A 13,585-nucleotide genomic window follows, 5' to 3' on the forward strand; every position below is an offset into this window, starting at 1 on the left:
AAATGGATATCCTACTAGTTGATGGATATAACATTATTGGAGCATGGCCAGATTTACAAAGTCTTAAGAAAAATAATCTTTCAGAGGCAAGAAACCTTTTAATTGAGAAAATGGCTGAATATCAAGCATATACCGGTTATAGAGTGATTGTGGTTTTTGATGCACATATGGTTAAAGGAATCGAGAAAAAACAAAAAAACTACCGTGTTGAAGTTATTTTCACAAGAGAAAATGAAACAGCTGATGAACGGATAGAAAAGTTAGCGAAATCAATGGGCAATATAAAGACACAGGTACATGTGGCCACTTCAGATTTTACTGAGCAATGGGCTATTTTTGGTCAAGGAGCTCTTAGGAAGTCAGCAAGAGAGCTCTTAAATGAAATGAACTCCATTGAAAATAGGATCAAACACAGAGTGAAAAAAATCGAAAAAGATCGTCCATCTTCAAAAATATCATTTCCGGATGATGTGATGGAAAAGCTAGAAAAATGGCGCAGAGGAAATTTATAGTTGGTTGACGCTTTCAAAACCAATACTGTATAATATTGTTATCTTGTGTGCGGTCGGGGGGATCGGCTTGAATTCATCATTCAACAAAGACAAGGTCAACAGAGAAGATTTAGTATTAATGGAGGATGAACAAGTAGTTGAACTCGTTCATCGTGGAGAAAGTGAAGCGTTGGATTACCTTATCAATAAATATCGTAATTTTGTTAGAGCGAAAGCAAGGTCATATTTTTTAATTGGTGCAGATCGAGAAGATATCATCCAAGAGGGAATGATTGGATTATACAAAGCGATACGAGATTTTAAAGAGGACAAGCTCACTTCTTTTAAAGCATTTGCTGAATTGTGTATTACAAGGCAAATCATTACCGCTATTAAGACTGCTACTCGTCAAAAGCATATTCCTCTAAATTCCTATGTTTCGTTGGACAAGCCAATTTATGATGAAGAGTCAGATCGAACATTATTGGACGTGATTTCTGGTGCAAAAGCATTGGACCCTGAGGAACTCATTATCAATCAAGAGGAATTTGATGATATTGAAGTGAAAATGGGAGAATTGCTAAGTGACCTAGAACAAAAGGTATTAGTTTTATACCTTGATGGAAGATCTTATCATGAGATCTCTGAAGAGCTAAATAGGCATGTGAAATCGATAGACAACGCATTGCAACGTGTAAAAAGAAAACTTGAACGTTATCTAGAAATTAGAGAGATTAGTTTATGATAATCCGTCAATAAGCGTTGAATTTCATCGTTTATTGACGAAAAAACCTCACTATGATACAGTTTTAAGGAATAATGTAGCGGCAGGTGAGGTTATGCGAAAGAAAGTAACATTGGCTTGTACATCTTGTGGAAGTCGAAATTATACGACAATGAAGAATGTTTCTAGTACAAACGATCGGTTAGAAGTGAAGAAATTCTGTAAAGTTTGTAATTCGCATTTGAACCACCGTGAAACGAAATAATTTTATTTATACTATTTCATTATGAATTTCCCTATTATTCCTGGAGGTAGGCATACATGCAGCGTTTAATTAATTTTTTCCGAGATGTTTCTCGTGAAATGAAGAAGGTTAGTTGGCCTAAAGGTAAAGAACTTACGAAATATACTGTAACAGTTGTATCAACTGTGACGTTTGTAGCTGTGTTCTTTGCAATCACTGACTTAGGGATTTCCTCTTTAATTCGTTTATTTTTTGAATAACAGATGGAAAATCGTGCTATAATAGAAAATATAAATTCTTTGTCTTTGAAACCCGTTAAACGGGTTTTTTCATTGTATAAAAAAAGAGTAAGTTTTTATGTAAATTAATATAGATTTATATAAACCTATCGTGGGGAGGGAAGGACAAGTTGTCCTGACACTATGGAAAAGAATTGGTATGTTGTACACACATATTCAGGTTATGAAAACAAAGTGAAGGCAAATCTTGAAAAACGTGTTGAATCAATGGGCATGGAAGACAAGATTTTTCGTGTAGTTGTACCTGAGGAAGAAGAAACAGATTTTAAGGACGGGAAAAAGAAAGTAGTAAAGAAAAAAGTATTTCCTGGTTATGTGCTAGTGGAGATCGTAATGACTGACGACTCTTGGTATGTTGTTCGTAACACTCCTGGAGTTACTGGGTTTGTTGGATCTGCTGGACATGGTTCGAAACCAACACCTTTATTAGATGAAGAAATCATGTTCATTCTAAAACGTATGGGTATGGACGAACAAAGAGTGGAAATTGATTATGAATTAAAAGAAACCGTTAAGGTTACAGAAGGACCGTTTGCAAACTTTACTGGATCCATCGAAGAGATCGATTCTGACAAAAGCAAGTTAAGAGTTCTTGTTAATATGTTTGGTCGTGAAACACCGGTTGAATTGGATTTTTCTCAAGTAACTAAATTATAATGTAAAAAAACTTGAAATCGATCTAGAAAAGTGGTAATATTTCATAGGTCAGTATGTCTCAAAGACTTGAGGCAGAAATAAGATGTTACGCTGATCAGAAATTGAAGTATTTCTGAATGCATAAGGGTAGGTATGCTCATCATGAGTTGCCCGAATTTTATCCATTTGTATAACAATTGGATTAGATGAGTGGGAGGGTTATTAACCCATTTACCACATCACGGACTTAAGGAGGTGTGTCTCGTGGCTAAAAAAGTAATTAAAATAGTAAAATTGCAAATTCCTGCAGCGAAAGCTAATCCAGCACCACCAGTTGGTCCTGCATTAGGTCAAGCTGGTGTTAATATCATGGGATTCTGTAAAGAGTTTAACGCTCGTACAGCTGAACAAGCTGGTTTAATCATTCCGGTTGAAATCACGGTATTTGAAGACCGTTCATTTACATTTATTACAAAAACTCCTCCTGCTGCTGTTCTTCTTAAAAAAGCAGCTGGTATTGAGTCTGGTTCTGGTGAACCAAATCGTAATAAAGTAGCGACTGTTAAACGTGACAAGGTACGTGAAATCGCTGAAACAAAAATGCCTGATTTAAACGCTGCTAGCGTTGAATCAGCAATGCGTATGGTTGAAGGTACTGCACGTAGTATGGGTATCGTTATCGAAGACTAATCTCTGATTAGTTGGGAATGTTTTTTGGGGTTGCGAGTTTGCTTAAAAACAAGTTCGCAACCTTTATTCGTGGGAGGTTATTCCGCTAAAACCACTAAGGAGGAAATAAAAATGGCTAAAAAAGGTAAGAAGTTTCAAGAAGCTGCGAAACTTGTAGATCGTTCAACGTTCTACCCAGTTAATGACGCAGTAGAACTAGTTAAAAAGACTAGCGTTGCTAAATTTGATGCAACTGTAGAAGTAGCTTTTCGTTTAGGAGTAGATCCTAAGAAAGCTGACCAACAAATTCGTGGAGCAGTAGTACTTCCGAATGGTACTGGTAAAACTCAACGTGTATTAGTATTTGCTAAAGGTGAAAAAGCGAAAGAAGCTGAAGCTGCAGGTGCTGATTATGTTGGAGATGCTGACTATATCAACAAAATCCAACAAGGTTGGTTTGAATTTGATGTAATCGTAGCAACACCTGATATGATGGGTGAAGTTGGTAAATTAGGTCGTGTATTAGGACCAAAAGGTTTAATGCCAAACCCTAAAACAGGAACAGTAACATTTGATGTAACGAAAGCTGTAAACGAAATTAAAGCTGGTAAAGTTGAATATCGTTTAGACAAAGCTGGAATTATCCATGTTCCTATCGGGAAAGTTTCTTTTGATGATAGCAAATTAGTAGAGAACTTCACTACTGTATTTGAAACATTATTAAAAGCTAAGCCAGCTGCAGCAAAAGGTACTTACATGAAGAGTGTTAACGCTACTTCAACAATGGGACCTGGCGTGAAAGTTGACACATCAAGCTTTTCTGTAAAATAATAACTATTGACTTCACTATGAAGTTTAATATATAATTACCAATGTTGTTTAAAACAAATATCGCTATACCGTAGACCGTAGGTGCTCTAGAGCTTAATTTCCTACCGAGGTGTATTTACGAATAAAGCATTTTGCTTATTGTTGTATATACAAACCTCCATGTCTAGTGGAGGTTTTTTTACGGCCATCACCGAACGGTACTAGTGTTACATGAATCTACAGGAGGTGTAACAATGAGCGCAATTATCGAAAAGAAAAAACAGATCGTAGAAGAAATTTCTACTAAGTTCCGTGAAAGTAAATCTACTATCGTTGTAGATTACCGTGGATTAACTGTAGGTGAAGTGACTGAATTACGTAAACAATTACGTGATGCAGGAATTGAATTTAAAGTTTACAAAAACACGATGACTCGTCGTGCGGTAGAACTTGCTGAACTTACTGGTCTTAACGACGCATTAACTGGTCCAAACGCAATTGCTTTTGGTGGTGATGATGTTGTAGCTCCAGCTAAAATTTTAAATGACTTCGCTAAAAAGCATGAAGCACTTGAAATCAAAGCTGGTGTAATCGAAGGAAATATCGCTTCAGTTGAAGAAGTTAAAGCTCTTGCTGAACTTCCATCACGCGAAGGTTTACTTTCTATGTTGCTTAGCGTTCTTCAAGCTCCAATCCGTAATCTTGCACTTGCTACAAAAGCTGTTGCAGATCAAAAAGAAGAACAAGGCGCATAATTTATTAGAACTAACTTTTGTAATGTAAGAAAACTATTAATAGGAAAAACAAGGAGGAAATTATAATGACTCAAGAACAAATCATTGAAGCAGTTAAAAGTATGACTGTTTTAGAATTAAACGACTTAGTTAAAGCAATCGAAGAAGAGTTTGGTGTAACTGCTGCAGCTCCTGTAGCTGCTGCTGCTGCTGGTGGAGAAGCTGCTGCTGAGCAAACTGAATTTGACGTAGTACTTGCAAGTGCTGGCGGACAAAAAATCAAAGTTATCAAAGTAGTACGTGAAGCTACTGGTCTTGGATTAAAAGAAGCTAAAGAAGTTGTAGATAACGCTCCTAAAGCAATCAAAGAAGGCGTATCTAAAGAAGAAGCTGAAGAATTAAAAGCTAAACTTGAAGAAGTTGGAGCTTCTGTAGAAGTTAAGTAATATCACCAACTTATGAAAGCTCGCCGGTTTATGGCGAGCTTTTTATTATTTAGGATCTATTATTTTTTCTGATTATATATCTATGGTTTTTTAGTTTGGAATTAATTGTGTCCGGGCACCATGCGCTAGAGACTTTAATTTTTATAAAATTATTGTATAAAATGACCAAAAAGTGTGAAGCCTAATTCTTTGAAAGAGGAGGAGCAATATGAGTAATCATTATTATTCTGAAAAGCCCACTGTAGAAAGCGATCGTAAGAAATGGTCTTTTACGCTGAAAGGTCACAATTTCACCTTTCAAAGTGATCGAGGAGTATTCTCAAAAAATGAAGTAGACTTTGGATCCCGTCTTTTAATAGATTCATTCTCTTTATCAGAAGTTGAAGGAGACATTTTAGATGTTGGATGTGGATATGGTCCTATAGGTTTATCTATGGCAAAATATTATGATAGACACGTTGATATGATTGATATTAATGAGAGGGCAGTTGAATTAGCGAAGGAAAATGCAGATTTAAATTCAATTCGAAATGTCGATATCTTTCAGAGTAATCTTTTTGAAAAGATAGAAGGAAAATCATATGCTGCTATTTTAACAAATCCACCTATACGTGCTGGAAAAGTTGTGGTTCATAGTATATTTAGAGAAAGCTTCAACCATTTGGTTAACGAAGGTGAATTATGGGTTGTTATTCAGAAAAAGCAGGGAGCACCTTCAACAATTGAGTTGCTACAGGAATTGTTCTCTGAAGTAGAGGTTGTTGTAAAGAAAAAAGGCTATTATATCATTAAAGCTAAAAAATGTTGACTCTAATTTTTCAATGTGTTAACATTATAAAATGCCAATATATAATTTCCATAACTATCTAATTTTTGTGAAAAAAGGTGTATAAAATTAGAATAGATGGAGATAATTATAAAATCAATAGTACGTTTCAAATTGTGGTTTTCTTACTAGAAACCCTTTTTATTTTTTGTTTTTTCCTTGCGTTAGTACTTGATTTTCCTTTGTTTTTATTTCAGATTTTATTGGTAGTATATTAGATATTGATTTTCAAGAGAATGATCATATGTGAGTTCTCTTATTCGTCTGTCTAAAAATTAAAGGTATACATAACAGTACAACGTAAGATCTATTACGCTTGATTTGAGGGGTGAATGAGTTGACAGGTCAACTAGTTCAGTATGGACGACACCGCCAACGCAGAAGTTATGCACGCATTAGTGAAGTGTTAGAATTACCAAATCTTATCGAAATTCAAACCTCTTCCTATCAATGGTTTCTTGATGAGGGCTTGAGAGAAATGTTCCAAGATATTTCTCCTATTGAGGATTTCACTGGTAACCTCTCGCTAGAGTTTATTGATTATAGCTTAGGAGACCCTAAGTATCCTGTAGAGGAATCAAAAGAACGCGATGTTACCTATTCTGCACCATTACGTGTGAAGGTGCGTTTAATTAACAAGGAAACTGGTGAAGTAAAGGATCAGGATGTCTTTATGGGAGATTTTCCTCTCATGACAGAGACAGGTACATTTGTTATCAACGGAGCAGAGCGCGTTATTGTATCGCAATTAGTCCGTTCACCAAGTGTATATTACAGTGGTAAGGTCGACAAAAATGGTAGAAGAGGCTTTACTGCAACTGTTATTCCAAACCGTGGAGCTTGGTTAGAGTACGAAACAGATGCAAAAGATGTTGTTTATGTACGTATAGATCGTACACGTAAATTACCTGTAACGGTTTTATTACGTGCTCTTGGGTTTGGCTCTGATCAAGAAATCATCGATTTATTAGGTGAAAACGAGTACTTACGTAATACACTTGATAAAGATAATACAGAAACTACTGAGAAAGCATTGCTTGAAATCTATGAGAGACTTCGCCCTGGTGAGCCTCCAACAGTAGATAATGCGAAGAGTTTATTAGACTCTAGATTTTTTGATCCAAAACGCTATGATTTAGCAAATGTTGGACGTTACAAGATTAATAAAAAGCTTCACATTAAAAACCGCCTATTTAATCAAAGATTAGCTGAAACTCTAGTTGATCCAGAAACTGGCGAAATTATTGCTGAAAAAGGCACGATGATTGATAGAAGAACATTGGATCGAATTATCCCTAACCTCGAAAGTGGAGTTGGTTTCGTAAAAGAGCAACCTTCTGGTGGAGTTACGGATGATGAAGTAACTATCCAATCTATCAAAATTTTTGCACCTAACGATCCTGAAGGTGAGAAAGTTATCAATGTATTAGGTAACGCTTATGTAGAAGAGAGTGTAAAGAATATTACAGTAGCAGATATTTTATCTTCTATTAGTTATTTCTTTAACTTATTACATGGTGTGGGCGATACAGATGATATTGATCATCTTGGGAATCGTAGACTTCGTTCTGTTGGTGAATTACTACAAAACCAATTTAGAATTGGTTTATCAAGAATGGAACGTGTTGTTCGTGAAAGAATGTCAATCCAGGATACGAATACAATTACTCCACAGCAGTTAATTAATATTCGCCCTGTTATTGCTTCAATCAAAGAATTCTTTGGTAGTTCTCAGTTATCTCAGTTCATGGATCAAACGAATCCTCTGGCTGAGTTAACACATAAACGTCGTTTATCAGCATTAGGGCCTGGTGGATTAACACGTGAACGTGCAGGATTTGAAGTACGTGACGTACATTATTCTCACTATGGTCGTATGTGTCCAATTGAAACTCCTGAGGGACCGAACATTGGATTAATTAACTCATTATCTTCATATGCGAAAGTTAACCGATTTGGATTTATTGAAACTCCTTATCGTAGAGTCGATCCTGAAACAGGTAAAGTAACAGCTCGAATTGACTATTTAACAGCTGATGAAGAAGATAACTATGTTGTAGCACAAGCAAACGCACGACTTGCAGATGATGGATCATTTATTGATACAGATATCGTTGCTCGTTTCCGTGGGGAAAATACTGTTATTAACAGAGACCGCATCGATTACATGGATGTATCTCCTAAACAGGTAGTTTCAGCTGCAACAGCATGTATTCCTTTCTTAGAAAATGATGACTCTAACCGTGCATTGATGGGTGCAAACATGCAACGTCAAGCAGTACCATTAATGAATCCAGAAGCTCCTTTAGTAGGAACTGGTATGGAATATGTATCTGGTAAAGATTCAGGTGCTGCTGTGATCTGTAAACACCCTGGTATCGTAGAGCGTGTAGAAGCTAAGAATGTATATGTTCGCCGCTATGAAGAAGTGAATGGACAAAAAGTTAAAGGTAATTTAGATAAATATAGCATGTTAAAGTTTATCCGTTCTAACCAAGGAACATGCTACAACCAACGCCCGATCGTTAGTGAAGGTGATGAAGTTGTAAAAGGTGAAATCCTTGCAGACGGACCATCAATGGAACAAGGGGAACTAGCATTAGGTAGAAACGTAATGGTAGCATTCATGACTTGGGATGGTTATAACTATGAAGATGCTATTATCATGAGTGAAAGACTTGTTAAAGACGATGTGTATACTTCTATCCACATCGAAGAATATGAGTCTGAATCACGTGATACAAAGTTAGGACCTGAAGAAATCACTCGTGATATCCCTAACGTTGGGGAAGATGCTTTAAGAAACTTAGATGAACGTGGAATCATTCGCGTTGGTGCTGAAGTAAAAGATGGAGATTTATTAGTTGGTAAAGTAACTCCTAAGGGTGTTACAGAATTAACTGCTGAAGAACGTCTGTTACATGCAATATTCGGTGAAAAAGCTCGAGAAGTTCGTGATACTTCATTACGTGTACCTCATGGTGGTGGAGGAATCATCCTTGATGTTAAAGTATTTAACCGTGAGGATGGAGATGAATTACCACCAGGTGTGAATCAGTTAGTTCGCGTTTATATCGTTCAGAAGCGTAAGATTTCTGAAGGTGATAAAATGGCAGGACGACATGGTAACAAAGGTGTAATTTCTCGTATCCTTCCTGAAGAGGATATGCCATATTTACCAGATGGTACACCAGTTGATATCATGTTAAATCCACTTGGAGTTCCTTCACGTATGAATATCGGTCAAGTATTAGAGCTCCACTTAGGTATGGCTGCTCGTACGTTAGGTATTCATGTTGCTTCACCAGTATTTGATGGAGCACGTGAGGAAGATGTTTGGTCAACTTTAGAAGAAGCAGGCATGGCTCGCGATGCGAAAACAGTATTATATGATGGACGCAGTGGAGAACCATTTGATAACCGTGTATCAGTTGGGATCATGTACATGATCAAACTTGCACATATGGTTGATGATAAATTACATGCTCGTTCTACAGGACCATACTCATTAGTTACACAGCAACCACTTGGCGGTAAAGCACAATTTGGTGGTCAGCGATTTGGTGAGATGGAGGTATGGGCACTTGAAGCATATGGTGCTGCATATACTCTTCAAGAAATCTTAACTGTTAAATCTGATGATGTTGTAGGTCGTGTGAAAACTTATGAAGCAATTGTTAAAGGTGAGAATGTACCTGAACCAGGTGTTCCGGAATCATTTAAAGTATTAATTAAAGAGCTTCAAAGTTTAGGTATGGACGTTAAGATGCTTTCAAGTGATGAGCAAGAGATTGAAATGAGAGACCTTGATGATGAAGAAGACTCTCAACAAGCAGAAGGATTATCAGTTAACGAAACGGTTGAACCAGAACCACAGTCAGCTGATTTAGATAAAGATCCAGTAGTAAAAGAATAAGTTTTTAAGCAAAGTTGTCTATAACTCAATGAACGAATGTTCATTGAGTTATAGCACTGAAGCTATAACTTTTTAAAATAGGGTATAACCTGAAGACGAAAAGGGAGGTAGGCCCCTTGTTAGATGTTAATAATTTTGAATATATGAGCATCGGCTTAGCTTCACCTGACAAGATTCGTTCTTGGTCATTTGGAGAGGTTAAGAAACCAGAAACAATTAATTACCGAACGTTAAAGCCAGAAAAAGATGGTTTGTTCTGTGAACGTATCTTTGGTCCAACAAAAGACTGGGAATGTCATTGTGGGAAATATAAAAGAGTACGTTATAAAGGTGTAGTTTGTGATCGTTGTGGAGTTGAAGTTACACGTGCAAAAGTTCGCCGTGAAAGAATGGGTCATATTGAATTAGCTGCTCCTGTATCACATATTTGGTACTTTAAAGGTATTCCAAGTCGTATGGGTTTAGTATTAGATATGTCTCCTCGTGCATTGGAAGAAGTTATTTACTTTGCTTCCTATGTCACTACTGAAACTGGTGATACGCCACTTGAAAAGAAACAACTATTATCTGAAAAAGAATACCGTGCTTATCGTGAAAAATATGGTAATACATTCCAAGCTTCAATGGGTGCAGAAGCGATTAAAAAGCTTCTTGCTGATATTGATGCTGATAAAGAAGTAGAAGGCTTAAAAGAAGAGCTGAAGACTGCACAGGGACAACGTAGAACTCGTGCAATTAAACGTTTAGAAGTTCTTGAAGCATTCCGTAACTCTGGTAACGAACCTTCATGGATGATTTTAGATGTGTTACCTGTTATCCCACCTGAGTTACGTCCAATGGTACAACTTGATGGTGGTCGTTTTGCTACTTCGGATTTAAATGACTTATATAGACGTGTTATTAATCGTAATAATCGTCTAAAGCGTTTATTAGATCTAGGAGCACCAAGTATTATTGTTCAAAATGAAAAGCGTATGCTTCAAGAAGCAGTTGATGCTTTAATTGATAATGGTCGTCGTGGCCGTCCAGTAACTGGTCCAGGTAACCGTCCGTTAAAATCTCTTTCACATATGTTGAAGGGTAAACAAGGTCGTTTCCGTCAAAATCTTCTGGGTAAACGTGTTGACTATTCTGGTCGTTCTGTAATTGTTGTTGGTCCGAACTTAAAAATGTACCAATGTGGATTACCGAAAGAGATGGCACTTGAGCTATTCAAACCATTTGTCATGAAGGAATTAGTTGAAAAAGGTCTTGCTCATAATATTAAGAGTGCAAAACGCAAAATTGAGCGAGTACAACCTGAAGTTTGGGATGTATTAGAATCAGTTATTAAAGAGCATCCAGTACTACTTAACCGTGCACCTACTCTTCATAGACTAGGAATTCAAGCTTTCGAACCTACTTTAGTGGAAGGGCGCGCAATTCGTCTTCACCCTCTAGTATGTACTGCATACAATGCAGATTTCGATGGTGACCAAATGGCTGTTCACGTTCCACTTTCAGCAGAAGCTCAAGCAGAAGCACGTATATTAATGCTTGCTGCTCAAAACATCCTTAACCCTAAAGATGGTAAACCAGTTGTTACTCCTTCGCAGGATATGGTTTTAGGTAACTACTACTTAACATTAGAACGTTCTGGAACAATTGGTGAAGGAATGATCTTCAATGATACTAGTGAAGCATTACTTGCTTATCAAAACGGTTATGTACACTTACATACACGTGTAGCTGTAAACGCTGGTTCATTAAATAAGCAAAGCTTTACTGAAAAACAGAACAAGATGTTACTTGTTACAACTGTTGGAAAGCTGATCTTTAATGAAATTTTACCGGAATCATTCCCTTATATGAATGAACCGACTAAACAAAATATTGAAGAGAAGACTCCTGATAAATATTTCCTTGAGACATCGGCTGATGTGAAAGAGTTTATTGAAGCTCAAGAGGAAATTGCACCATTTAAAAAGGGTATACTTGGAAATGTTATTGCTGAGATTTTCAAGAAGTTCCATATTACTGAAACTTCAAAAATGCTAGATCGCATGAAAAATCTTGGATTTAGATATTCAACTAAAGCAGGTATCACAGTTGGTGTATCTGATATTATCGTTTTACCAGAGAAGAAAGAGATCATTAGTGAAGCACAAACAAAAGTTGACAATGTTCTAAAGCAGTTCAGAAGAGGTTTAATCACTGAAGACGAGCGCTATGAACGTGTTATTTCCATTTGGAGTGCAGCTAAAGATACAATTCAAGGTAAGTTAATGGCGTCACTAGATAAGCGCAATCCAATCTTTATGATGAGTGATTCAGGAGCTCGTGGTAATGCATCTAACTTTACACAGCTTGCTGGTATGCGTGGACTAATGGCCAATCCGGCTGGACGAATCATTGAATTACCAATCAAATCTAGTTTCCGTGAAGGTTTAACAGTATTAGAGTACTTTATCTCTACTCACGGTGCGCGTAAAGGTCTTGCTGATACGGCACTTAAAACGGCTGACTCAGGTTACTTAACACGTCGACTTGTAGATGTTGCTCAAGATGTTATCATTCGTGATGATGATTGTGGTACAGATCGTGGTATTCTTGCCGAATCAATCAGAGAAGGTACTGAGATCATTGAAAAGTTAGATGAGCGTCTAATCGGACGTTACTGTCGTAAGGTGGTTAAACATCCTGAAACAGATGAAATCATCGTTAATGAGAACGAGTTAATTACAGAGGATATTGCTGTTGAAATTATTGAAGCAGGAATTGATAAAGTATGGATCCGTTCTGCATTTACATGTAATACTAGACATGGTGTATGTAAAAGATGTTACGGTCGTAACCTTGCTACAGGAACAGAGGTTGAAGTTGGTGAAGCAGTTGGAATTATTGCAGCTCAATCAATCGGTGAGCCAGGAACACAGTTAACGATGCGTACATTCCATACAGGTGGAGTTGCTGGAGACGATATCACTCAAGGTTTACCACGTATCCAAGAGTTATTTGAAGCTAGAAACCCTAAAGGTCAAGCAATTATCTCAGAAATCATTGGGGTAGTTTCAGAAATAAACGAAGTACGTGATAAACAACAAGAAATTGTTATTCAAGGTGAAGTAGAGTCCCGTTCTTACACAGCGCCATATAATGCAAGACTTAAAGTTACTCAAGGTGATAAAGTTGAGAGTGGTCAAGTCTTAACAGAGGGTTCAATTGATCCTAAAGAGTTACTGAAAGTAAAAGATTTACAAGCAGTACAACAATATCTATTACGTGAAGTTCAAAAAGTATACCGTATGCAAGGGGTAGAAATTGGAGATAAGCACGTAGAGGTTATGGTACGTCAAATGCTTCGAAAAGTAAGAGTAATGGATGCTGGTGACACAGATGTATTACCTGGTACATTACTAGATGTTCATCAATTTACTGATGCTAATAAACAAGTATTGCTAGATGGTAAACGTCCAGCAACAGGTAGACCTGTATTACTTGGTATTACTAAAGCATCACTAGAAACTGATTCATTCCTATCTGCAGCATCATTCCAAGAAACAACTCGTGTTCTTACGGATGCAGCAATTAAAGGAAAACGTGATGAGCTATTAGGACTTAAAGAGAATGTTATCATTGGTAAACTTGTTCCAGCTGGAACGGGTATGCCAAGATACCGACAAGCTGAACCAATTTCTAAAGTGCAACAAACCGAAGAGGTTGTTACAGTCGATTAAGTTTTAAATTGCTCCAAATTGATCTTTACTAAATGAATAGATTGGATTGAGATGGATGGATAAATAATTTTCTG

The 13,585-nt window shown here is 36.9% G+C and carries 12 protein-coding genes and 1 other annotated feature; all 12 genes read left to right on the forward strand.

Features of this window, described 5'->3' with window-relative positions; all coding sequences use genetic code 11:
- The first annotated feature begins 2 nt into the window (after positions 1-2).
- The 12 genes from LC076_RS20510 to rpoC all read left to right on the forward strand — a co-directional run bounded on the left by LC076_RS20510 (position 3) and on the right by rpoC (position 13,511).
- Positions 3-512 carry an NYN domain-containing protein gene (locus LC076_RS20510; protein WP_226670988.1) on the forward strand — a complete coding sequence of 170 codons (510 nt, stop codon included), beginning with the start codon at positions 3-5 and terminating at the stop codon, positions 510-512.
- 67 nt (positions 513-579) lie between these two features.
- Entirely contained in the window at positions 580-1,236 is a 657-nt protein-coding gene (sigH, locus tag LC076_RS20515; RefSeq protein ID WP_264191630.1) for an RNA polymerase sporulation sigma factor SigH, read from the forward strand.
- Between the two features lie 94 nt (positions 1,237-1,330).
- Positions 1,331-1,480: a 50S ribosomal protein L33 gene (gene rpmG / locus LC076_RS20520; RefSeq protein WP_226670998.1), complete on the forward strand. Its 150-nt coding sequence runs from the start codon at positions 1,331-1,333 to the stop codon at positions 1,478-1,480.
- Between the two features lie 56 nt (positions 1,481-1,536).
- On the forward strand, positions 1,537-1,719 hold the full coding sequence (gene secE, locus LC076_RS20525; protein WP_146950498.1) for a preprotein translocase subunit SecE: 183 nt from the start codon (positions 1,537-1,539) through the stop codon (positions 1,717-1,719).
- A 162-nt stretch (positions 1,720-1,881) separates the two neighbouring features.
- Positions 1,882-2,415, forward strand: coding sequence for a transcription termination/antitermination protein NusG (gene nusG, locus LC076_RS20530; RefSeq protein ID WP_226671009.1), 534 nt, complete (start codon positions 1,882-1,884; stop codon positions 2,413-2,415).
- 243 nt (positions 2,416-2,658) lie between these two features.
- Positions 2,659-3,084 (forward strand): 50S ribosomal protein L11, encoded by a 426-nt coding sequence (gene rplK, locus LC076_RS20535; RefSeq protein WP_141549707.1) that lies wholly within the window; start codon positions 2,659-2,661, stop codon positions 3,082-3,084.
- Between the two features lie 111 nt (positions 3,085-3,195).
- The gene (rplA, locus tag LC076_RS20540; protein WP_146950500.1) at positions 3,196-3,894 is read left to right on the forward strand and encodes a 50S ribosomal protein L1; all 699 of its coding nucleotides are present in this window, start codon (positions 3,196-3,198) and stop codon (positions 3,892-3,894) included.
- Between the two features lie 50 nt (positions 3,895-3,944).
- Positions 3,945-4,082, forward strand: a sequence feature (ribosomal protein L10 leader region).
- Between the two features lie 45 nt (positions 4,083-4,127).
- Positions 4,128-4,628: a 50S ribosomal protein L10 gene (gene rplJ, locus LC076_RS20545; RefSeq protein WP_226671011.1), complete on the forward strand. Its 501-nt coding sequence runs from the start codon at positions 4,128-4,130 to the stop codon at positions 4,626-4,628.
- A 65-nt stretch (positions 4,629-4,693) separates the two neighbouring features.
- Positions 4,694-5,053 carry a 50S ribosomal protein L7/L12 gene (gene rplL, locus LC076_RS20550; RefSeq protein WP_226671014.1) on the forward strand — a complete coding sequence of 120 codons (360 nt, stop codon included), beginning with the start codon at positions 4,694-4,696 and terminating at the stop codon, positions 5,051-5,053.
- 208 nt (positions 5,054-5,261) lie between these two features.
- On the forward strand, positions 5,262-5,861 hold the full coding sequence (locus LC076_RS20555; RefSeq protein WP_226671020.1) for a class I SAM-dependent methyltransferase: 600 nt from the start codon (positions 5,262-5,264) through the stop codon (positions 5,859-5,861).
- 355 nt (positions 5,862-6,216) lie between these two features.
- The gene (gene rpoB, locus LC076_RS20560) at positions 6,217-9,795 is read left to right on the forward strand and encodes a DNA-directed RNA polymerase subunit beta (RefSeq protein WP_226671023.1); all 3,579 of its coding nucleotides are present in this window, start codon (positions 6,217-6,219) and stop codon (positions 9,793-9,795) included.
- Between the two features lie 116 nt (positions 9,796-9,911).
- Positions 9,912-13,511 (forward strand): DNA-directed RNA polymerase subunit beta', encoded by a 3,600-nt coding sequence (rpoC, locus tag LC076_RS20565; RefSeq protein ID WP_226671027.1) that lies wholly within the window; start codon positions 9,912-9,914, stop codon positions 13,509-13,511.
- Positions 13,512-13,585: the final 74 nt, after the last annotated feature.

The sequence above is a fragment of the Metabacillus litoralis genome (assembly GCF_020524045.1).
GTDB classification, from domain to species: Bacteria; Bacillota; Bacilli; order Bacillales; family Bacillaceae; genus Metabacillus; species Metabacillus litoralis_C.